The following is a 21,185-nucleotide window of genomic DNA, read 5'->3' on the forward strand; positions in this document are numbered from 1 at the left end:
AGGCTCCCGACCGGCCCTTGTCCCTTGCACCAAGAGTGTCCTGCAATCACATGCGGTGGATGCCACAGCAAACATTCACCGTGTGATCACTGTATAACGGCGAGGTAACGAATGCAACGGTTTGATCACGATGATTCGGGCGGATACTGGAAGGGACGGTTTCGAGAGCCCCCGCCTCCGCACCGCGCGGCAGACCTCTCGAACGCCAGGAAGAAGATGCTCATGAAAGCTCTCCGCTACGTCGAGATCGGCAAGCCCCCGGTGGTGGTCGACATCCCGATTCCGAAGCCCGGCCCCGGACAGGTCCTGCTCAAGATCACCGCGGGTGGTGTCTGCCACTCCGACGACTACGTCATGGGACTCTCCGAGAAGGACTACCACGAGCAGGGCTACCCGCTGCCGTTGACGCTCGGGCATGAAGGCGCCGGCGTCGTGCATGAGATCGGCGAGGGCGTCGACTCGACCCTGAAGGTCGGGGATGCGGTGGCCGTCTACGGGCCGTGGGGCTGTGGCCGCTGCCACAACTGCTCGATGGGCAAGGAGAACTACTGCACGAACGCCGCCGCCGAGGGCATCCGTCCTCCGGGGCTGGGCAGCCAGGGGTCGATGGCCGAGTACATGATCGTCGACGACGCGCGCCACCTCGTGCCGCTCGGGGATCTCGACCCCGTGCAGAACGTCTCGCTGACCGACGCGGGCCTCACCCCGTACCACGCGATCAAGAACTCGCTTCCGAAGCTCGGCCCCGGCACGGTCGCGGTCGTGATCGGCACCGGCGGGCTCGGCCACGTCGGCATCCAGATCCTCAAGGCCATCTCGGGTGCCACGGTCATCGCGCTGGACGTGAACGACGAGAAGCTGAAGCTCGCCACCGAGGTCGGCGCGGATCACGTGCTGATCAGCGACGCGTCGGCGGCCGAGAAGATCCGCGAGCTCACCGGCGGTCTCGGCGCGAACGCCGTGTTCGACTTCGTCGGCGCGAACCCGACGATCGCCCTGGCGCAGAGCGTGGCCGCGCTCGAGGCCGACATCACGATCGTGGGCATCGGCGGAGGCAGCATGACGCTCGGCTTCGGCTCGATCGCCTACGACGCGGCCGTGCGCATCCCTTACTGGGGTTCCCGCGCCGAGCTGATCGAGGTGCTGGACCTCGCCCGCGCCGGCAAGATCCACGTCCAGACCGAGAGCTACACGCTCGACGACGGCCCGAAGGCGTACGAAGACCTCGCGTCGAACAGCATCCGCGGACGCGCCGTCATCGTCCCCTGACGTCGGCCTCGAACGCCCGGGAGGGATCGCTCTCCCGGGCGTTCGTCGTCTCGGTGCGGCCTCAGCCGCGGCGTCGCCGGTCGGCGAGGAGGGCGAGCGCCGCATCGATCGCGCTCGCCGCCGCGTCGGGGGCCACGCGCACGAGGGCGAAGGCGGAGACCACGAGCCCCGTGCAGGCGTCGGCCAGTGTGTCGACCTCCGTTCCCGTGAGCGCGGGGAGAGCAGCCCGGACGCCGCGGGCGAATGCCTCTCGGAGCTCCGCGCGATAGGACGCCACGACCCGGGCGACCGCGTCGTCGGTGCCGATGGGGGCGGCGGCGGTGTTGACCAGCAGGCAGCCGCTCGTCGCCGGGAGGCTGCCCGTCGTCAGCAGGGCCGCACGCAGTCCGCCGAGATACGTCTCCAGGGCCTCCGGCGCCACGGTCTCGCCCGTCAACGGGGCGAGGCGCGGACGGATGACCTCGTCCAGGTAGCTCTCGACGGCGGCGTCGAAGAGTCCGCGTTTGGAACCGAAGGCGTGATAGATGCTCGAGCGGCTGAGGCCGGTCGCGCGCTCGAGCTCCGGCAAAGGGGCGCTCTCGAAGCCGCGCTCCCAGAACACGCCCCGTGCCGCGCGGACCGCCTCTGCGGTGTCGAAGGTCTGTGTGCGCCCCATCCGCCCTGCTCCTGCCCTTTGTGAATCGCTCGATCCAGTATATATTGGAACGACCGATACAGAATGCGCGGCCTCGCCGCGTCGAAGGGGGACTGCCATGGTCATCGCCGGACTCGTGCTCGCAGGCATCGCCGCACTCGTGCACGTCTACATCTTCTGGCTGGAGTCGTTCGCCTGGACCAGCGCGCGCGCTCGCCGCACGTTCGGCACCGGCACGGCGGAGGAGGCCGCACGACAGAAGGAGCTCGCCTTCAACCAGGGCTTCTACAACCTGTTCCTCGCGATCGCCGTCCTCCTCGGCATCGTCCTCTTCGCCACGGGAGCGACGGCCGTCGGCGCGACCCTCGTCTTCACCGGCGCCGGATCGATGGTCGCCGCGAGCCTCGTGCTGCTGCTGTCGAGCCCGGACAAGGCGTCCGCCGCCCTGAAGCAGGGCGTCATCCCGGCGCTCGGCGTCATCGCGCTGGCCATCGGCCTCCTCGTCTGAGTCCGGCCGTAGCCCCCCCAAATTCTCACGAAGGAGAGAAATGTTCCACGCCGTCAGCACCCAGATCCAGCTCGCCCGCCGCCCCGAGGGGTGGCCGACCCACGACGACTTCCGCACCGTCGAGGTCGAGCTGAGCGATCCGGCGCCGGGGGAGGTGCGCGTGGCGAACGAGTTCGTCTCCGTCGATCCCTACATGCGCGGGCGGATGAACGACGTCCGCAGCTACGTCGCCCCCTACGCCCTCGACGAGGTCATCGCGGGTGGCGCCATCGGCCGGGTCGTCGCCTCTGCGGCGGATGACCTCCCCGTCGGCACGGTCGTGCTGCACCAGCACGGCTGGAGCGATGTCGTGCAGGCGGACGCGTCGACCTTCCGCCCCGTGTCCGAGGTGCCCGGCATGCCGCTGTCGCTGCGCCTGCACATCCTCGGCATGACCGGCCTCACCGCGTACGTCGGCCTCACCGCGATCGCCGGACTCGCCCCGGGCGACACCGTCTTCGTCTCCGGCGCCGCCGGTGCCGTCGGGACGGCTGTCGGTCAGATCGCCAAGCTCCTCGGCGCGGGCCGCGTCATCGGCTCGGCGGGCTCACCCGAGAAGGTCGCCCTGCTGACCGAGAAGTACGGCTACGACGCGGCCTTCAACTACAAGGACGGCCCGGTGCGCGAGCAGCTCGCCGCCCTCGCGCCCGAGGGCGTGGACGTGTTCTTCGACAACGTCGGCGGCGACCACCTCGAAGCCGCGCTCGACGTGATGAACGACGGTGGCCGGATCGCGCTGTGCGGCGCCATCACGAGCTACAACACCACCGAGCGCGTGCCCGGGCCCGACAACATGGCGAACATCATCACGCGCGGGCTCCGTCTCCAGGGCTTCACGCTGGCCGCGTACCTGCACCTGTCGCCGGAGTTCAGCGAGAAGATGACCCGCTGGTTCGCGGAAGGACGGATCGCCTACGACGAGACCATCGTCGACGGCATCGAGAACACGGTCGACGCGTTCCTCGACATGATGCGCGGAGCCAACACGGGGAAGATGCTCGTGCGGGTCACGCCCTCCGCCTGACGTCCGGGGCGGCCGCCCGCGCATTTGAGATATATTGCTTGAGACGTAGAACTTCACTCTCCATGACCCCCACTGGAGGCAGTGTGACACTCTCTGGCGGCCCCCTCGAACGCCGGTCGATGAGCGACGAGGCTTTCGTGCGCCTGCAGGATGCCATCATCAGCGGCGAGCTCCAGCCCGGCGAGCGCCTGCGCGACTACGAGCTCGCCGAACGCCTCGGCACCTCGAAGACGCCGATCCGTCATGCCCTCGACCGCCTGGCCGACAACGGCCTCGTCGAGATGCAGCGCAATCGCTACACCCGCGTGGCTCCGATCGATCTGGAACGGGTGCGCAACGCCGTCGACCTGTTCGGCGACATCTGGATCGGCTCGGTCCGTCACGTCATGCCGGTGATCCAGGACGACGATGTGGCCTATCTCGTGGAGCTGGCCGACGACATGGCGGCGTCGGTGCAGGAGCGGGACATCATCGCGTTCGGTGCGGGGCTCCGCAGCGCGGCGACGGGTTTCGCCCGGATCGAGGGCAACGCCACGCGCGCCAACTCCATCGAGCGCCTCGGCCCGCAGATCCGTCGGTTCACCCAGCACGCGAAGGACGCCGTGGACTGGTCCGCCGTCGAGGAGTTCGTCGGTGCGATCCGCGAGGCGACGTCGGAGCGCGACGCGGTCAAGACCCGTGCCGTGCTGGTGACCTTCTTCGACGAGACGCTCCCAGCCATCATCGATCGGGCCGAGCAGTCGGGACTCGCCGAGATCTCGGAGTGATCGACCGCTGACGAACGAGGGCGACGGCACACCGCGGTCGCCCTCGTCGCGTCACGGGGCTATGGCGTGAGGCGATGGACGTCGCGCGGGAACAGCGTCACCTCGCGGACGTTGGCCGCCTCGACCAAGCGGCCCACCCAACGCTCCAGTCCGATGGCGAAGCCGCCGTGGGGAGGCATCCCGTGCGCGAATGCCTCCAGGTAGCCGGCGTACGCCGAGGGCGAGTCTCCTCGCGCCTCGATCGCGGCGACGACCTCGCTGTGCCGATGCAGACGCTGTCCACCGGTCACGAGCTCCAGACCGCGGAACAGGAGGTCGAAGCTGTTGCTCCCCTCCGCGTCGTCAGCCTGCGGATGCGTGTAGAACGGGCGCTTGCGCATCGGATAGCCCTCGACGGCCAACACGTCGCTGCCGAACTCCTCCTTCGCCCATGCCCCGAGCGCCCGCTCGTGCGCCGGGGAGAGGTCGGGCTCGTCGGCCGGAGCACCGACCCGGCGCAGCGCGTCGCGGAAGTGCACGACGGGGATGTCCTCGGGGATGACGGGGAGCGTCACGTCGAGCAGCGCGAGCTCTTCCGCGGCGTCGGCGCGGATGCCGTCGAGCATGCCGCGCAGCACGTCGCCGAGGAGGCGCAGGACGTCGCGGTGGTCGCGGATGAACCCGAGCTCGACGTCCAGCGACACGTACTCGGACAGATGCCGCACGGTGTCGTGGGGCTCGGCTCGGAAGACCGGCCCCACCTCGTAGACGCGTTCGAACACGCCGACGAGCTGCTGCTTGTAGAACTGGGGGCTCTGCGCGAGGTACCCGGTCCTGCCGAAGTAGTCGACGGGGAACACGTTCGCCCCTGACTCGGTCACGGTGTCGACGATCTTCGGGGTCTGCACCTCGGTGAAGTCCGCGGCGTCGAGCACCCGGCGGAACGCGCGCACGCTCGCCGCGGCGATCTGCCAGGTCGCGCGGCGTGCGGGATGACGCCAGGTCACCGCCGCGTGGTCGAGCAGAGTCGGCAGGCTCGTCTCGAGCGTCGGGCGCCACAGCTCCACGACCGGCGGTGCAGCCGGCTCCGACAGGCTCTCGATCTGCGGGTCGACGATCTCGACGCCGCCGGGGGCCTGCGGGTTCGCGGCGACGGTCCCCGTCACGCGGACCACCGTCTCCTCCGGAGGGAGGCCATCCGCTGGATGCTCGGCGGAACGGACCACGACCTGTGCGAGGCCCGAACGGTCGCGGATGATCAGGAACGCGACGGTGGCGAGTTCCCTCCGGCGATGGACGTGACCGAGCAGGGTGACACGGCGGCCGGGGACGGCCTCGGCGAGCTCCGCGGCGAGAGTGCGGGCGGGGTCGGGTGTTCTCATCTCTCCTCCAGGTTGTGGGAGCCCTGGAGGTGTGGGCGGGGGCCAGATCGCGGTGCCACCACACCTTCGCCGGTGAGAAGCCGGCCTCTCGTCGGTACGCCGGACGCGCGGGGACCGCCTGCCCGGAGGCCGGGGGTCGTCACGCCCCGGCGGTCGCCGCGTCCAGTCTAGGGGCGTTCTCGGCAGATCCACAGAATCGCTCGGGCACCGTCTCGTACCCTGGATTATCCAAGGGGAGTACTCCGACACGGTCGGGTCGTCATTACGGATGCGTCTGCATCCCGGCCTACCGGTCCCGCTCGGGATGGGGAAGACTTTGGCGCTGTTCCGTCACGCCCGAGTCTGGAGTACCCGTTGGAAATCACCCCTTTGATCTGGGTCATCACGATCGCGGTCACCATCGCGTTCTTCGTGTACGAGTTCTTCGCGCACGTCCGCAAGCCGCACGAGCCGAGCATCGGCGAGTCCGCACGCTGGTCGATCTTCTACATCAGCCTCGCGCTGCTCTTCGGCGTGGGCATCGGCCTGGTGTCCGGCTGGACCTACGGCGGCGAGTACTTCGCCGGCTACCTCACCGAGAAGGCGCTGTCGATCGACAACCTCTTCGTGTTCCTCATCGTGATGACGGGCTTCGCGGTGCCGAAGATCTATCAGCAGAAGGTGCTGATGATCGGCATCGTGATCGCGCTGATCCTCCGCGGCATCTTCATCGCCGTCGGTGCGACCCTCATCGAGAACTTCTCCTGGATCTTCTACGTCTTCGGCGCGCTGCTGCTCTTCCTCGCATACCGCCAGGCCTTCAGCAGCCACGAGAGCAACCCCGCGAACGGCCGCTTCATGACGTTCGTCCGTCGCCACCTCCCCGTCAGCGAGGAGTACAACGGCGACAAGCTCACGGTCGTCCAGAAGGGCAAGCGCTACGTCACGCCGATGCTGCTGACGATCATCGCGATCGGCTTCATCGACCTCGTCTTCGCCGTCGACTCGATCCCCGCCATCTACGGCCTCACCGACCAGGCGTACATCGTGTTCACCGCGAACGCGTTCGCCCTGATGGGTCTTCGGCAGCTGTACTTCCTCATCGGCGGTCTGCTGGAGCGCCTGGTGTACCTGGCCCAGGGCCTCGCCGTCATCCTCGCGTTCATCGGCGTGAAGCTCGTGCTGCACGCCCTGCACGTCAACGAGGTGCCGTTCATCAACGGCGGTGAGCCGATGCTGTGGGCGCCCGAGATCCCGATCTGGTTCTCGCTGCTCTTCATCGCCGCGACCATCGCGGTCGCCACCGTCGCGAGCCTGATGAAGACGCGCCGGCACCGCAACGCCGTCTCCTCCTCGACCGATTCCACCCCCACCATCGACAAGGAGCACTCTTGAGCGCGCAGCGCTGTTCTGACTCTTCGGACTCTGACAGTACGAGCACCCGGTTCATCCCGGGTGCTCACCCCGCCACCGAGGAGGTCGCCCGCTGATGGGCGATCTGCTCTGGAACATCGCCCTCGTCCTGCTCTTCGTGCTGATCGGCGGTGTCTTCGCTGCGACGGAGATGGCCCTGGTCACGCTGCGTGAGAGCCAGCTCAACGCGATCGCCGCTCGCGGCCGTCGCGGAGCGAAGGTCGCCGCCCTGGCCCGCAACCCCAACACCTTCCTCTCGGCGGTGCAGATCGGCGTGACCGTGGCGGGTTTCGCGTCCGCCGCGTACGGCGCGACCTCGATCGCGCCGTCCGTCGCGCCGCTGCTGGAGGGCTGGGGTGTCGCGCCTCCGCTCGCGATGACGCTCGCCACCATCGTGCTGACGCTGATCATCGCGTACCTGTCGCTCGTGCTCGGCGAGCTCGTGCCGAAGCGGCTCGCGATCCAGCGCAACGCGCAGTTCGCGTACGCCGTGGCGCCGGCGCTGAACGGCTTCGCGACCGTCATGCGCCCGGTGATCTGGCTGCTGTCGGTCTCGACGAACGCCCTCGTCCGCGTGCTCGGCGGCGACCCGCACAAGACGAGCGACGAGCTCACCGACGAGGAGGTGCGCGACATCGTGGCGACCCACCAGGGCCTGCCCGACGACGAGCGCCGCATCCTCGACGACGTGCTCTCCCTGCGCGGACGTCAGGTGAGCGAGGTCATGCGCCCGCGTCCCGAGGTCGTGGCGCTCGACGAAGCGGCGACCGTGGGGGCGGCGATGGAGCAGGTCCGCGAGCTGCCCTTCTCCCGGTACCCCGTGTCCCAGACGTCGATCGACGACATCACCGGCTTCGTGCACGTGCGCGACCTCTTCGAGGCTGCGGCCGACGATCCGGAGCGTCCGCTGCAGGGGCTCGTCCGCGACATCCCCTACATCCCGTCCACCGCGCGGGTGCTGCCCACCCTGACGCGCATGCGGGCGGAGGGGCACCACATCGCGGTCGTCGTGGACGAGTACGGCGGCACCGATGGTCTCGTCACGCTGGAGGACCTCGTGGAGGAGGTCGTCGGCGAGATCTTCGACGAGTATGACGCCGAGGTCTTCATCTCCGCTGACGACGGCTTGGACGGGCGCCTCAACCTGCAGGACTTCGAGGAGGCGACGGGGCTCGCGATGCCCCGGGGGTCTTCCGACACGATCGCGGGATTCGTCACCGAGCAGCTCGGCCGGCTCGCCGTGGTCGGCGACACCGTCGAGGTGCCGGGCGCGACCATCCAGGTGGCCGAGGTCGATCGGCGGCGCATCGCGCGGGTGCGCGTCTCGATGCACACCGATCCGGGTGCCGAGCGGGGCACCGAGGACTGACGGGCAGCAGGGTGACGGGGCGCGTCAGTCGCGCGCTCCGCTGCCCAGCTCGCGCAGTCCGTCGCCGAGGACCTCGGTCAGGAGCTGGGCGTAGCGGCCGTCCGGATCGAGGTCGGGGTCGAACACGGTGATGCTCGCCCCGATCGCCTGCGGGGCGAGGGCGCGCAAAAGGGCGGTGAGCTCCGCGGCATCGAGGCCGCCGGATCCGGGCTGTCGACGGCGGGCATCACCGACGGGTCGAGCACGTCGACGTCGAGCTGCAACCAGTAGCGCCCGCCGGCGGACGCGGCGGTCTCAGCGGCGACCGCGTCGGCTCCTCGTGCCAGGACGTCGGCCGCCGGCGTGACGCGCGCGAGGAGGCCGCGGACCTCCTCCTGCTCCTCGTCGTCGTCGCGGTGCCCGATGTGGGCCGTGCGGGTGGCGGAGAAGTACGGCGCGAGTCCGCCGATGTCGGCGATCGCCGGCCAGTGCTCGCCGACCGCGGCCGCCAGCGCTTCGCCGGCCACGCTCGCGCACTCGTCGCTGTTGCCCGGGTGGCGGAAGTCGGTGTGCCCGTCGATGTGCACGAGGCCCGCGCCTCCACGGCGCTTCACGGCGATCCCGGCGCCGACGAGGATGCCGCAGTCGCCCCCGATCACGAGCGGGGCGCGGCCCTCGTCGAGGACCTCGCCGATGCGCGAAGCCAGGCGGAGGGAGTGGTCGACGAAGGCGGCCTCGTTCCGCACCCGGCCGGCGGGCCGCGTGGCGTCGTCGTCCACGTAGCGTCCGGCGAGCACGATGCCGCCGTCGCTCGCGCCCTGATCGGTGAAGCGCCGGAACAGCCCCGCCTCCCGGAACGCCTCCGGCGCCTTCGCGGAGCCGGGCACGCTGCCGGGCTCCGGTGGGCGCAGGCCGAGGTTGCTGGGGGCCGACAGCAGAGTGATCATGCGCTCATCCTGCCGCGGGCGTCCGACATCGCCTCCGCTCAGCGGATGGCGTAGACGGCGCTCCCCACGATCACCGCGATGACGGTCGTCCAGCCGATGATCGCGACGGCCTGCCACACGAGGATGCGCCCCTTGCCGATGCCGGACGCGGCGAGCATGGTGGCGGTGAAGTGCGTCGGCAGCAGCAGCGGTCCCAGCAGGCTCACCCCGGGCACGCCGTAGCGCTCGAACGCGCGCTGGAACTTCTCGCGGCGGGCGGAGCCGCGTCCGGTCTCCGCCGGGACGCCGTCGGCCTCCAGGCTCGTCCCGCCGCCCACCGTCACCGGCTGCTTCGCCCGCGAGCGGTCCACGATGGCTCGGCGGGCGCCCGCGCTGGCGAGCACCAGGATCGCGACGCAGAGGAAGTTGCCGACCATCGCGGCGATGGCCGCGATCACGGGCGGGATGCCGCCGAGGATGCCGATGCTCGCGGCACCCTCGCCTTCGACGAACGGCACCGCTCCGGCGAGGGCGACGATGAGGGGCTGGATGAGGTCGGGGACCTGGGCGACGAGGTTCTGGAAGGTCTCGATGAGGTTCATGGGGGAAGCTCCGGGTGTCGGTGCAGACGGTCTCTCCGTCGCGATGACCCCAGTCCAGTCGATGGCGGCCCGAGGCGGCAGTGCCGCCGCGTCATCGCTCTCCGTGCGGTTCGCACCCGGATCCCGTGACATGTGTCACGCCTCTATCGTGGGGAGCGTGAGCAGTCCTTCCCCCGCTTTCTCCGATCCCGGTCCCGGTGCCCGCCAGCTCGCGCGGGGCATCACCGCCACCTGGTGGTACACGGTCGGCGGGGTGATCTTCATCGAGCTCATGCTGGTGGCCGCCTGGCTGGGCATCGCCGTGGCACTGGATCGCTCGGGCGTCGCGCTGCTCGTCGTGGGGGTCGGCGGGGCGCTCTGGGCGGCGTCGACCGTCCTGCTGCTGGTCGACTACCGTCATCGCGTCGACGCCGGCCCCGGGGTGGGCTGGGTGCGGTTGGCCGTGCCGACCGTCGTCGCCCTGATCTACGGCGGCGCGGCGGGGGTTCTGGTCGGCAGCTGGCAGCTCGCCGCGATGCCGGTGGTGCAGGTCTTCGTGCTGGTGAGCTGGCCCCGCGGGATCCGGGTGCGCGTGGCCGTGGCGGCAACGGTCGTGCTCGTCGCTCTCGCGCTGCTCGACTCGACCACCCCTCTCGGCTCCGAGGTCCCGGTGTGGGTGCCGGTGCTCTACGGAGTCATGCTGCCCGGGATGACCGTGAGCTCGCTGTGGTGGTGGGACGTGCTCGTGGCCCTCGATCGGGCACGTACCTCGGAGGCGCGACTGGCGGCGACGCAGGAGCGCCTGCGCGTGGCGACCGACGTGCACGACCTCCAGGGGCATCATCTCCAGGTGATCGCCCTGCAGCTCGAACTGGCGGAGCGCCTGCTGCCCACCGATCCGCAGGCGGGGATGGAGCAGCTCCGCGCCGCCAGGGCGAGCGTCGACGACGCGCGGCAGGGCACCAGAGACCTCGCCACGCGGTTCCGATCCGTGCCCCTCGGCGACGAGCTGGCGAACGCCCGAGACCTGCTCGTGGCGGCAGGACTGACGGTGGAGGCGCGGATCCACCCGGATGCGGACGCGGCACCCGCGGCCGACCTCGGCCCGGTGATCCGGGAGACGACGACGAACGTCCTGCGGCACGGACGCGGCGGTCACGCGCGCCTGATCCTCGACCGGACGGCGGACGCCTGGCGGTACGAGGTCGCCAACGACGCCGACCCCGCGGCCGAGGACGCAGCGGGCGGCTCCGGGCTCGAGGGCGTCCGCCGACGGATCGGCGAGGCGGGCGGCACGTTCGAGCAGCGGCGAGACGCCGACGAGTTCGTCGTGACGGTCACCGTGCCCGCGCGGGCGGAGATCGTCCGATGATCCGGGTGCTGCTCGCCGACGACGAGGGCATGATCCGCTCCGCGCTCGCCGCCCTGCTGCGTCTCGAGGCCGACATCGACGTCGTCGCGGAGTGCGCGGACGGCGAGGAGGCCGTCGCCGCCGCCGTCCGGCTCGAACCCGACGTATGCCTGCTCGATCTGGAGATGCCGGGACTCGACGGTGTGCAGGTCGCCGAGAGGCTCAACCGCACGATCGCCACCCGCTGCATCGTCGTCACCCGGCACGCCCGCCCCGGAGTGCTCCGGCGGGCGCTCGCCTCCGGCGTCTCCGGGTTCGTGCCCAAGTCGCGAGGTGCGGACGAGCTCGCCGCGATCATCCGCCGCGTCGCGGCCGGCGCCCGGTACGTCGACCCGGAGATCGCCGCGGATGCGCTGAGCGACGAGCGGTCGCCGCTCACCGATCGGGAGCTGGATGTGCTCCGCGCCGGGCGTCGGGGGGAGACCACGGGACAGATCGCGCGGGCGCTCGCGCTGGCGCCGGGGACGGTGCGCAACCACATCTCCGTCATCCTCGGGAAGCTCTCGGTGGGCACCCGTCAGCAGGCCGTGCTCGTCGCCGAGGAGCGCGGCTGGATCTGACCGTCGTCACGCGTCCGTTTCGGTCGTCACGGCCTGCGAGAATGGAGGCGCCGAGTCCCGAGCCGAGGAGCACACGTGCCGTTCATCTCCACCCGCGGCGGCATGCAGCCGCAGTCGTTCAGCGAGACGCTGCTGGAGGGCCTGGCGCCCGACGGCGGCCTGGCCGTCCCCGACGTCATGCCCGAGGTCGACGGCGAGACGCTCGAGCGCTGGCGGGCCCTGACCTATCCGCAGCTGGCGACCGAGGTGCTCGGCCTCTTCGCGACCGACATCCCGCGGGAGGACCTCGCCCGGATGACGGCGGCGGCGTATGCGGACTTCCCGGACGGCGTCGTCCCGCTGCGTCGCGTGGACGACGACCTCACGCTGGTCGGCCTCTCCGAGGGCCCGACGCTGGCGTTCAAGGACATGGCCATGCAGTTCCTCGGGCAGGTGCTGGAGTACACGCTCGAGCGCCAGGGCTCGGTCCTCAACATCCTCGGTGCCACGTCTGGTGACACCGGCTCGGCCGCGGAGCACGCCCTGCGCGGCAAGGAGCGCGTCGCGGTGTTCATGCTGTCGCCGCAGGGCCGGATGAGCGCGTTCCAGCGGGCGCAGATGTTCTCGCTCGACGACGCGAACGTGCACAACATCGCGGTGGAGGGCGTCTTCGACGACTGCCAGAACCTCGTGAAGAAGCTCGCCGGCGACCTCGACTTCAAGCGCGCTCAGCACCTGGGCGCCGTGAACTCGATCAACCTCGCCCGCATCACCGCGCAGACGGTCTACTACTTCTGGGCGTGGCTGCGCGCGACCGACGCCGGCGGCTGGGCCGAGGTGTCGTTCACCGTCCCCTCGGGGAACTTCGGCAACATCCTCTCCGGATTCTTCGCGAAGCAGATGGGACTGCCGATCCGACGCCTCGTGCTCGCCGCGAACGAGAACAACGTGCTCGACGAGTTCTTCCGCACGGGGGTGTACCGCCCCCGCAGCGCCGCCCAGACGCTGGCCACCTCGAGCCCGTCGATGGACATCTCGAAGGCGTCGAACCTCGAGCGCTTCATCTTCGAGCTCGTCGACCGCGATCCGGCGCGAGTGGTCGGCGCGTGGGACGACCTGGAGGCCCAGGGCTTCTTCGACTTCTCGGCCGAGCAGGCGCGCTTCGCGGAGGAGTTCGGCATCGTGAGCGGCACCTCGACGCACGAGGACCGGCTCGCGACCATCCGCGACGTGTACGAGGCCTCCGGCGAGGTGATCGACCCGCACACCGCCGACGGCGTGAAGGTCGCGCGGGAGTATGTCGAGCCCGGAGTGCCGATGCTGGTGCTGGAGACGGCCAAGCCCGAGAAGTTCGCCGAGACCATCCACGAGGCCATCGGAGTCGAGCTGGCGTACGCCCCCGAGCTGCGCGCCATGCTCGACGCCCCCCAGCACGTGACCGAGATGCCCGACGACGAGCACGCTCTCCGTGCCTTCATCGAGGAGAACGCCCTCCACTGACCCGCCAGACCCCGCTGTCGCGCCGAAACCCCCTGTCCCGCACGCCGGAGACAGGGGGTTTGACGTGAACCCGGGGTCTCGGCGGAAATGGGCAGTGTGCACAGAGGGAAGGGGGATCGGGGCGGAGTGCACATGTCGGGGAGGGGACGGGGGTGAGTACCGTGGCGGGCAACCCGTATCCTCCTCCCGAAGGACTCCCCATGGCACGCACGGCGCACGCAGACGACTTCGCGCTCTCCCGAGTGACTCCTGAGGCCCGCAAGCCCTGGTTCGGAATCGCCGTCCAGCGATTCGGACAGGTCTCCGCCCTCTCGCAGTTCCTCCTCGGCGCGACCCTCGGTTACAGCATGACCTTCGGCGAGGCCGTCCTCGCCTTCCTGTTCGGCTCGCTCATCCTCGAGGTGATCATGTGCGTGGTCGGCTTCATCGGCCAGCGTGAGGGCCTGAACACCGCGCTCCTCGCCCGCTGGACGGGCTTCGGCGAGATCGGCGCCTCGCTCGTCGGCCTCGCGATCGGCATCAGCCTCATCGGCTGGTTCGGCATCCAGTCCGCCATCTCCGCGCAGTCGCTCGACGCGCTCATGCCCGGGGCCCTGCCGGTCTGGGCGTGGAGCCTCATCTTCGGCCTCGCCGTCACCGCGATCGTCGCCTTCGGCTTCGTCGGGATGCAGTGGCTCGCGAACATCACCGTGCCGCTGTTCCTGATCCTCGTGGGGTGGTCCGTCATCTCCGAGCTCACCCGCCACGACATCGGCGAGCTGCTCACCGGCCCCGCCCCCGGCCCGACCATGAGCGTCTGGGCGGGCACCGGCATCGTCGCCGGCGGTCTCATCGTCGGCGCGATCATCACGGGCGACATGACCCGCTTCAACCGCTCCCGCGCCGACGTCGTCAAGCAGACGGTGCTGGGCGTCTCCCTCGGCGAGTTCGTGATCGGCCTCGCCGGCGTGCTTCTCGCCCACGCGGCGGCGACCGGCGACATCGTCGCCATCGTCACCTCGTCCGTCGGGTTCGTCGGCCTGTTCATCGTCCTCACCGGCACGCTGAAGATCAACGACTGGAACCTGTACTCCTCCACGCTCGGCCTGGTGAACTTCATCTCCACCGCCTTCGGGAAGAACCTCCACCGCGTCACCACGACCATCGTCCTCGGCGTGGTGGGATCGGTGCTTGCGGCGGTGGGCATCCTCGGCCAGTTCACCGAGTTCCTCGTCGTGCTCAGCGTCGCGTTCCCGCCGATCGCCGGGATCATGGTCGCCGAGTACTACGTGGTGCGCCGCTGGCGTCCCGAGCTCGACGCGACCCGCGAGGCCGGCACCCTGCCCGGCACCGCACCCCGGATCGTCCCGGCCACGATCGTCGTCTGGCTGGTGTCCTCGCTGGTCGGCTACTTCGTGACCTGGGGCATCCCCTCGCTGCTCAGCCTCTTCCTGTCGATGGTGCTCTACATCGTCGCCGGCAAGCTCGGCTGGGTGCGCGGCGTCGGCGTCGCGACCACCCGGCAGGCGGACCCCGTCGACAGCGCCCCCGCCGCGGTCTGAGCAGACCCGCCGGACACGAACCACCTCCACGAAAGCGAGCATCATGCACATCGGCATCGACGTCGGCGGCACCAACACCGACGCCGTCCTCATGGACGGCACCCGCACCCTGGCCGGGGTCAAGCACTCCACGACCCCGGACGTGACGAGCGGGATCGTCCAGGCCATCGAAGACCTCCGTGCGGGGCACTCCTTCGAGGGCGGCGACATCGACGCGGTGATGATCGGCACGACGCACTTCATCAATGCGCTCGTGCAGGCGAGCCGGCTCGCTCCGGTCGCGGCCCTTCGACTCGGTCTGCCCGCGACGCGCGCGCTGCCGCCGCTGATCGACTGGCCGGAGGTTCTCGTCGCGGCCACCCAGGCACGCAGCTACCTGGCGCACGGCGGCTACGAGTTCGACGGCCGCCCGATCTCGCCGCTCGACCCCGACGAGATCCGCGCGCACGCCGAGGACATGAAGGCGAACGGCATCCGCTCGGTGGCCATCTCGTCGGTGTTCAGCCCGGTCAACCACGACCTCGAAGTGCAGGCGGCCGAGATCGTCGCGTCTGTGCTCGGAGAGGACGCCGCCATCTCGCTGTCGCACGAGATCGGCCGCATCGGACTGCTGGAGCGGGAGAACGCGACGATCATCAACGCCGCCCTCCGCGAGCTCGCGTCGGAGATCGTCGACGGGCTCACCTCGGCGGTCCGTGCGCAGGGCATCGAAGCGCCGATCTTTCTCAGCCAGAACGACGGCACGCTCATGGACGAGGACTACGTGCGCCGCTACCCGGTCGCGACCTTCGCCTCCGGCCCCACCAACTCGATGCGCGGGGCGGCGGCCACCAGCGGCCTCGTCGACTGCGCCGTCATCGACGTGGGCGGCACCACCGCCGACATCGGCCTGCTCATCAACGGCTTCCCCCGGGAGACGGCGAACGAGGTGAAGGTCGCCGGCATCCGCACGAACTTCCGCATGCCGGATGTGCTCTCCCTCGGCATCGGCGGTGGCAGCATCGTCGACGAGGAGACGGCCGAGGTGGGTCCGGCCTCGGTCGGATACCGGCTGACGACGGAGGCTCTGGTCTTCGGCGGCTCGACCCTCACGGCCACCGACATCGCGGTCGCCGCCGGTCGTGCGCAGGTGGGGGATCCCGCCAAGGTCGCGCACCTCGACCCCGCGTTCGTGGAGCGCGTGCTCGCTCGCATCGCGGAGCGCGTCGCGGAGGCGGTGGACCGCATGCGCACGTCGCCGGAGCCCATCGCGGTCGTGGCCGTCGGCGGCGGGTCCATCCTGCTGCCCGACGAGCTGCCCCTGTTCGGCACCGTCCATCGCCCGGAGAACTATGCGGTCGCGAACGCCATCGGCGCCTCGATCGCCCAGGTCGGCGGCGAGATCGACAAGGTCTACGCGATCGAGCCGGGCCGTCGCGAGGAGACGATCGCGGAGGTGCGCGCCGAGGCCGTCGACAAGGCCATCGCGGCCGGCGCCAAGCCCGCGACGGTGTCGATCATCGACTTCGACGAGGTCCCCATCCCGTATCTTCCCGGCAACGCGACGCGCATCCGCGTGAAGGCCGTCGGCGACCTCGACATGGGGGCCTGACATGAGCACGACGATCACCGCGGCCGACATCGACGGTCTCGCCCGCGGCGCGGCCGTGCTCGGCACCGGCGGGGGCGGCGACCCCTACATCGGCGCGCTCCTCGCCCGCCAGGCCCTCGCCTCGGGAGACGTCACGGTCGTGGCGCTCGACGAGGTGCCGGACGACGCCCTCGTGCTGTTCGTCGCCATGATGGGCGCGCCCACCGTCATGGTCGAGAAGCTGCCGAGCCTCGCGGAGGTCATCGAGCCGGTCAAGGCGCTCGGGATCCACCTCGGCCGCCCGGTCACCCACATCGCCTGCGCCGAGGTCGGCGGCGTGAACTCGACGATCCCGATCGCCGCCGCCGCCGCGCTCGGGCTGCCGCTCGTCGACGCGGACGGCATGGGTCGCGCCTTCCCCGAGCTGCAGATGGTGCTCCCGACGCTGTATGGCGTGACGGCCTCGCCGCTCGCCTTCAGCGACGAGAAGGGGAACACGGGGGTGCTGCAGACCGCCGACAACTCCTGGACCGAGCGCATCGCCCGCGTCGCGTGCGTCGAGATGGGCTGCTCCGTCATGATCTCCGGCTTCTCGATGTCGGGTGCCGCCGCACGCCAGTCGCTGGTGGCGGGATCGCTGTCCCGGTGCATCGACATCGGTCAGCGGATCGCGGAGGCCCGCGAGGCGAAGACCGACCCGGTCGCCGCCGTCGTCGAGCTCCTCGGCGGTCGCGAGCTGTTCGGTGGCAAGGTCGCCGACGTGAACCGGGCCACGACGACCGGCTTCGCGCGCGGTCGGGCACGGATCGACGGAGAGAGCGGAGCCTCGCTGACGCTGCAGTTCCAGAACGAGCACCTCGTCGCGGAGGCGGACGGGCGGGTGCTGGCGACCACCCCCGACCTCATCATGGTCCTCGACGGCGAGTCGGGGGAGCCCGTCACGACCGAGGGGCTGCGCTACGGCCAGCGCGTCCGCGTGATCGCCGCTCCCGCTGACGAGCGCTGGCACTCGGACGCGGCTCTCGCGATGGTCGGCCCGGGGTACTTCGGCTACGACATCCCGGCGCACCGGTTCGACGGCACGGTCTCCGCCGGAGACGCCGCGGCAGGGGTCGCCGCATGAGCTGGGAGCTGACCGCGGCAGACCTGCCCGACCTCGCCCGCGGCGCCACGCTGCTCGGCACCGGCGGAGGAGGCGACCCCTACATCGGCAAGATGCTGGTGGAGCGCGTGCTCGGCGACGGGGCGATCACGATCCTCGACCCGGACGACCTCGCCGACGACCTCTTCGTCATCCCGACCGCGCAGATGGGGGCGCCGACGGTGATGGTCGAGAAGATCCCCGCCGGCACCGAGCCCACCCTCGCTCTGCGCACCCTGGAGGACCACCTGGGACGCCGGGCCGATGCCACCATGCCGATCGAGTGCGGGGGGATCAACTCGATGATCCCGCTCATCGTCGCCGCGGAGACCGGTCTTCCGGTCGTGGACGCGGACGGCATGGGCCGGGCGTTCCCCGAGCTGTCGATGGAGACCTTCGCGGTCTACGGCGTGCACGGCTCGCCGCTCGCGCTCGCCGGAGAGCGCGGGGAGCGCGTCGTCATGACACGGGAGACGACGATCGTCAGATGGAGTGGCTCGCCCGCGGCATCACGATCCGGCTGGGTGGCGTCGGTCACATCGCCGAGTACGCCATGAGCGGCGCCGACGTGCGGCGCACGGCGGTGCCGCGCACCATCTCGATGGCTCTCGCCCTGGGCCGAGCGATCCGGCTCGCCCGGGAAGAGCACCGCTCGCCGTTCGAGGCGATCGCCGCGACGCTCGCGACCACGCTCTACCCGCATGTGCGCGAGCTCTGCGTCGGGAAGGTGGTGGATGTCGAACGACGGACCACCGAGGGTTTCGCGAAGGGGCGGGCGGTCATCGCTCCGCTCGGCGCCGCGGCGGACGACACGTTCGAGATCGCCTTCCAGAACGAGAACCTCACCGCGCGGCGGGGTGGACGGCTCGTCGCGATCGTTCCCGATCTCATCTGCGTCGTCGATCACGAGACCGCCGAACCCATCACCACGGAGGGACTCCGCTACGGTCAGCGCGTCCGGGTGCTCGGCATCTCGACGCCGGCGATGATGCGCACCCCCGAGGCTCTGGCCGCCTTCGGGCCGTCCGCTTTCGGCCTGACCGAGGAGTTCGCTCCCGTCGAGGGGATGGCCGCGTCCTAGGCTGGATCCCATGAGGCTGGAGCGGGACGACCTGGAGGCGCTCGCCCGCGGGTACGCCCTGCTCGGCTCCGGCGGCGGCGGGTCCACGACGATGCTCGAACTCATCCTCGGCACCACCGCGCCCTGGCCCCTCGACGTCGCGCCGGTGGACGCGCTGGACCCCGCCACGCCCTGTCTCGGCGTGGCCTTCGTCGGGTCGACGATGCTGCTCGGCGAGCGGATGCCCGGTGCCGCGCCCTTCGCCCCGCTGCTGCGGGCGGTGGAGAGATGGCTCGGACATCCCGTCCCGGCGGTGTGCTCGCTCGAGGGTGGAGGGATGAACGGCCTCGCGCCGCTCACTCTGGCCGGATCGCACACCGTGGTGGACGCCGACTGCACGGGGCGTGCGGTGCCGGGACTCGATCAGATGTCGCTGTTCGTCGACCGCGTGCCGGGACTGGTCTTCGCGTGCGAGACCGGGGCCGACGGGGTGGCGCTCGTGGAGGCGACGAGGGCGATCGATGCGGAGCGTGTGGTGCGTTCGGCCATCATCCAGGCCGGAGGCGTCGGCTGCGCCGTTCTCGCCGGCTTCACCGTCGGCGATCTGCGCGAGCACGCCATCGCCGACCACCTCGCCCGCGCGCTCGCCCTCGGCCGCAGCTTCCTGGTGCACCGGGCGGCACCGCTGCCGGTCCTTGCCGAGGTGCTCGGGGGGACGCTGCTCGCCGAGGGCCGCATCGTGACCACCGCGTCCTCCGCAGCCGACCCGCACGTGAACGCGGTCGAGATCGCCGGACTCGGCGGAGCGGTGCACCGCATCGTCACCCGGTCCGAGACCCTCGCGGTGCTCACCGACGGCCTGCTGGTGGCCGCGGCGCCCGAGATCATCGTCCTCCTGGACGCCGTGTCCCGAGACGTCCTCGAAGTCACCGAGCTGGCCCCGGGGCGCACCGTGGCGGCCCTCGCCCTCCCCGCTCCCGCATGGTGGAACGCCCGCCCCGAGCGTCGGGCCCGGGTGGTGCCTTCCGCCTACGGGCTCGTCGATCTGGACGCGGCGTGAGCGGGGCGCTCGCGCTGCCGGCGCTGCTGGCGCAGGAGGAGAACGGCGTCCTCCGCCACGTCGCGGGCCCGCGGGATGTCGCGTGGGACGCGGTGGTGGTGGAAGCCGGCGAGTCCGACCTGCCCGACGAGGGCATCGGCCGGCTCGCGATCCTCACGTCCGGGGCGCCGATCGCCACCTGGCAGCAGGACGCGATGCTGCGCCGGGTCCGTGACCGCGGGTTCACGGGGCTCGCGCTCCCCAGCGCCGCCGGTGTCGACCCCGGGGCGCTCCGCCTCGCGGACCGGATCGGTCTCGCCCTGCTCGATGTCGAGAGGCCGGTCCAGCTCGCCCGCGCCTGCTGGATGCTCATCGAGGCCCGCGACGCTCTGACGCTCACGCGGGTGCGCAAGGTCGCGCAGTCGTTCGAGTACGCCGCCGACGACCTCGGCGACCTGCTCGGACACCTCGCGGCGAACCTCGGTCTGGGCGTCGCCCTCGTCGACGCCGCGGGAGTGCTCCGTGAAGCCGGCGGACACCTGGACGCCGAACTGCACGCGGCGATCCGCTTCGACGCGTGGAGCGACAGTGCCAGGGCGGGGGAGGGCACGGCCGCCTCGGTGCGGGTGGACAGCCCCGGCCGGTCCGGTCTGCGTCTCGTCCTGTTCGGCCACGGCTTCGGAGAGGCACAGCTGCGGTCGCTCCTGGTGGCCGCGGAGGTCGCCATGCCCGCGGTGGCCGCCCGCATCCTCATCGACGAGATCGCGGCCGTCAACGACGTCGCGGCATCGTCGGGGCTGCTGCGGGACTTCGTCGAGCTCCGCGGAGCCGCCGATGCCGATGTGGAACGGCGCATGGCGGAGCGGGGGTGGCGCACCGGCGGGCATCACCTCGGCTTCCGCATGGTGGCGCGCAGCCGGGTGGAGCCGCTCGCACTCCTCCGTGCGATCAGGCCCGGCCTCAGCGCGATCGACGCCGAGGCGCACGCGACCACGGCGGGTCGAGGCCTCAGCGGCTGGCTCTCGTTCGCTGAGGCCCCGGGGCCCGATCGCATCGAGCGGGCCGTGACGGCACTGCGCGACCTCCACCTCACGGCACTGCGCGACTTCGCCGTGGCGACCGGGGTGGGCTCGGCGCAGACCGGGCCGGAAGGACTGGCGGCGACCCTCGACGAGGCCGGCGACGCCGCACGGATCGCCGCGGCCCGGTCGGCCACCGGATGGTTCGTCCGCGTCGACAGCCTCGGGCTCGAACAGCTCCTGCTCGCCTGGACCGGCAACGACACCTTCGTCCCGGCCGCGCAGTCGCTGCTCGCCCCTCTGGCCGAGGGGAACGGGGAACTGCTCAGGACCCTGTCGGCCTACCTCGACCACGAGTCCGGCATCGCGGCCACCGCGGCCGCTCTCGGGCTGCACCGCAACACGGTGGCCGTGCGGATCCGCCGGGTGCAGGAGCTCCTCGGGATCGACATGAACGACCCCGAGGCGCGGCTGGCGCTGCATCTCGCGTGCCGGGCGGTGCTGCCGGGCTGAGCC

The 21,185-nt window shown here is 70.9% G+C and carries 18 protein-coding genes and 1 pseudogene; 15 read left to right on the plus strand and 4 right to left on the minus strand.

Features of this window, described 5'->3' with window-relative positions; genetic code table 11:
* The first annotated feature begins 222 nt into the window (after positions 1-222).
* Positions 223-1,269 (plus strand): NAD(P)-dependent alcohol dehydrogenase, encoded by a 1,047-nt coding sequence (locus AC2W7E_RS06910; RefSeq protein WP_485988800.1) that lies wholly within the window; start codon positions 223-225, stop codon positions 1,267-1,269.
* A gap of 61 nt (positions 1,270-1,330) precedes the next feature.
* Here the strand turns inward: AC2W7E_RS06910 and AC2W7E_RS06915 are convergent, their stop codons facing one another.
* Positions 1,331-1,924 (minus strand): TetR/AcrR family transcriptional regulator, encoded by a 594-nt coding sequence (locus tag AC2W7E_RS06915; RefSeq protein WP_485988801.1) that lies wholly within the window; start codon positions 1,922-1,924, stop codon positions 1,331-1,333.
* Between the two features lie 97 nt (positions 1,925-2,021).
* On the opposite strand from AC2W7E_RS06915, the gene AC2W7E_RS06920 reads away from it, so the two are divergent.
* The 3 genes from AC2W7E_RS06920 (at position 2,022) to AC2W7E_RS06930 (ending at position 4,241) form a co-directional block, all read left to right on the plus strand.
* A complete protein-coding gene (locus AC2W7E_RS06920) occupies positions 2,022-2,411 on the plus strand; it encodes a DUF1304 domain-containing protein (protein ID WP_025104514.1) in 390 nt (129 codons plus the stop codon).
* A gap of 40 nt (positions 2,412-2,451) precedes the next feature.
* Entirely contained in the window at positions 2,452-3,474 is a 1,023-nt protein-coding gene (locus AC2W7E_RS06925; protein WP_485988802.1) for an NADP-dependent oxidoreductase, read from the plus strand.
* Between the two features lie 119 nt (positions 3,475-3,593).
* Entirely contained in the window at positions 3,594-4,241 is a 648-nt protein-coding gene (locus AC2W7E_RS06930; protein WP_485988803.1) for a GntR family transcriptional regulator, read from the plus strand.
* 59 nt (positions 4,242-4,300) lie between these two features.
* On the opposite strand, the gene aspS is transcribed toward AC2W7E_RS06930, so the two are convergent.
* Entirely contained in the window at positions 4,301-5,602 is a 1,302-nt protein-coding gene (aspS, locus tag AC2W7E_RS06935; RefSeq protein WP_485988804.1) for an aspartate--tRNA(Asn) ligase, read from the minus strand.
* Between the two features lie 354 nt (positions 5,603-5,956).
* On the opposite strand from aspS, the gene AC2W7E_RS06940 reads away from it, so the two are divergent.
* A complete protein-coding gene (locus tag AC2W7E_RS06940; protein ID WP_485988805.1) occupies positions 5,957-6,976 on the plus strand; it encodes a TerC family protein in 1,020 nt (339 codons plus the stop codon).
* Positions 6,977-7,070: 94 nt separating this feature from the next.
* Positions 7,071-8,363, plus strand: coding sequence for a hemolysin family protein (locus AC2W7E_RS06945; protein ID WP_029989632.1), 1,293 nt, complete (start codon positions 7,071-7,073; stop codon positions 8,361-8,363).
* Positions 8,364-8,440: 77 nt separating this feature from the next.
* Here AC2W7E_RS06945 and AC2W7E_RS06950 read toward each other — a convergent pair whose 3' ends face one another.
* Together AC2W7E_RS06950 and AC2W7E_RS06955 are read right to left on the minus strand one after the other, a co-directional pair.
* Entirely contained in the window at positions 8,441-9,289 is an 849-nt protein-coding gene (locus tag AC2W7E_RS06950; RefSeq protein WP_485988806.1) for an arginase family protein, read from the minus strand.
* Positions 9,290-9,327: 38 nt separating this feature from the next.
* Positions 9,328-9,870, minus strand: coding sequence for a small multidrug efflux protein (locus AC2W7E_RS06955; RefSeq protein ID WP_485988807.1), 543 nt, complete (start codon positions 9,868-9,870; stop codon positions 9,328-9,330).
* A 157-nt stretch (positions 9,871-10,027) separates the two neighbouring features.
* On the opposite strand from AC2W7E_RS06955, the gene AC2W7E_RS06960 reads away from it, so the two are divergent.
* From AC2W7E_RS06960 to AC2W7E_RS07000, 9 genes and pseudogenes are all read left to right on the plus strand, one after another.
* Positions 10,028-11,221, plus strand: coding sequence for a sensor histidine kinase (locus tag AC2W7E_RS06960; protein ID WP_485988808.1), 1,194 nt, complete (start codon positions 10,028-10,030; stop codon positions 11,219-11,221).
* Positions 11,218-11,820 (plus strand): response regulator, encoded by a 603-nt coding sequence (locus AC2W7E_RS06965; protein WP_431791675.1) that lies wholly within the window; start codon positions 11,218-11,220, stop codon positions 11,818-11,820. The genes AC2W7E_RS06960 and AC2W7E_RS06965 overlap by 4 nt, the downstream gene beginning before the upstream one ends.
* A gap of 75 nt (positions 11,821-11,895) precedes the next feature.
* A complete protein-coding gene (gene thrC, locus AC2W7E_RS06970) occupies positions 11,896-13,299 on the plus strand; it encodes a threonine synthase (protein WP_126894359.1) in 1,404 nt (467 codons plus the stop codon).
* Between the two features lie 200 nt (positions 13,300-13,499).
* A complete protein-coding gene (locus tag AC2W7E_RS06975; RefSeq protein WP_025104503.1) occupies positions 13,500-14,840 on the plus strand; it encodes a purine-cytosine permease family protein in 1,341 nt (446 codons plus the stop codon).
* Between the two features lie 43 nt (positions 14,841-14,883).
* A complete protein-coding gene (locus AC2W7E_RS06980) occupies positions 14,884-16,431 on the plus strand; it encodes a hydantoinase/oxoprolinase N-terminal domain-containing protein (RefSeq protein WP_485988809.1) in 1,548 nt (515 codons plus the stop codon).
* 1 nt (position 16,432) lies between these two features.
* Positions 16,433-17,533, plus strand: a complete 1,101-nt coding sequence (locus tag AC2W7E_RS06985; protein ID WP_085603904.1) for an S-methyl thiohydantoin desulfurase family protein — start codon at positions 16,433-16,435, stop codon at positions 17,531-17,533.
* Positions 17,530-18,632: pseudogene (locus AC2W7E_RS06990) on the plus strand (S-methyl thiohydantoin desulfurase family protein). The gene AC2W7E_RS06985 and the pseudogene AC2W7E_RS06990 overlap by 4 nt, the downstream one beginning before the upstream one ends.
* Positions 18,633-18,642: 10 nt before the next feature.
* A complete protein-coding gene (locus tag AC2W7E_RS06995) occupies positions 18,643-19,671 on the plus strand; it encodes an S-methyl thiohydantoin desulfurase domain-containing protein (RefSeq protein WP_025104499.1) in 1,029 nt (342 codons plus the stop codon).
* The gene (locus AC2W7E_RS07000) at positions 19,668-21,182 is read left to right on the plus strand and encodes a PucR family transcriptional regulator (RefSeq protein WP_485988810.1); all 1,515 of its coding nucleotides are present in this window, start codon (positions 19,668-19,670) and stop codon (positions 21,180-21,182) included. Before AC2W7E_RS06995 ends, AC2W7E_RS07000 begins: the two co-directional genes overlap by 4 nt.
* The last annotated feature ends 3 nt before the right edge of the window (positions 21,183-21,185 follow it).

Source organism: Microbacterium sp. CFSPD4_SD4 (genome assembly GCF_057364585.1).

Bases quoted from the DNA above. Each gene is read 5' to 3' on its own strand.
- AC2W7E_RS06915 (WP_485988801.1), bottom strand. From the start codon at position 1,924: ATGGGGCGCACACAGACCTTCGACACCGCAGAGGCGGTCCGCGCGGCA.
- AC2W7E_RS06980 (WP_485988809.1), top strand. From the start codon at position 14,884: ATGCACATCGGCATCGACGTCGGCGGCACCAACACCGACGCCGTCCTC.
- aspS (WP_485988804.1), bottom strand. From the start codon at position 5,602: ATGAGAACACCCGACCCCGCCCGCACTCTCGCCGCGGAGCTCGCCGAG.
- AC2W7E_RS06955 (WP_485988807.1), bottom strand. From the start codon at position 9,870: ATGAACCTCATCGAGACCTTCCAGAACCTCGTCGCCCAGGTCCCCGAC.
- AC2W7E_RS06965 (WP_431791675.1), top strand. From the start codon at position 11,218: ATGATCCGGGTGCTGCTCGCCGACGACGAGGGCATGATCCGCTCCGCG.
- AC2W7E_RS06910 (WP_485988800.1), top strand. From the start codon at position 223: ATGAAAGCTCTCCGCTACGTCGAGATCGGCAAGCCCCCGGTGGTGGTC.
- AC2W7E_RS06950 (WP_485988806.1), bottom strand. From the start codon at position 9,289: ATGATCACTCTGCTGTCGGCCCCCAGCAACCTCGGCCTGCGCCCACCG.
- AC2W7E_RS06920 (WP_025104514.1), top strand. From the start codon at position 2,022: ATGGTCATCGCCGGACTCGTGCTCGCAGGCATCGCCGCACTCGTGCAC.
- AC2W7E_RS06930 (WP_485988803.1), top strand. From the start codon at position 3,594: ATGAGCGACGAGGCTTTCGTGCGCCTGCAGGATGCCATCATCAGCGGC.
- AC2W7E_RS06985 (WP_085603904.1), top strand. From the start codon at position 16,433: ATGAGCACGACGATCACCGCGGCCGACATCGACGGTCTCGCCCGCGGC.
- AC2W7E_RS06945 (WP_029989632.1), top strand. From the start codon at position 7,071: ATGGGCGATCTGCTCTGGAACATCGCCCTCGTCCTGCTCTTCGTGCTG.
- AC2W7E_RS06975 (WP_025104503.1), top strand. From the start codon at position 13,500: ATGGCACGCACGGCGCACGCAGACGACTTCGCGCTCTCCCGAGTGACT.
- AC2W7E_RS06995 (WP_025104499.1), top strand. From the start codon at position 18,643: ATGAGGCTGGAGCGGGACGACCTGGAGGCGCTCGCCCGCGGGTACGCC.
- AC2W7E_RS06925 (WP_485988802.1), top strand. From the start codon at position 2,452: ATGTTCCACGCCGTCAGCACCCAGATCCAGCTCGCCCGCCGCCCCGAG.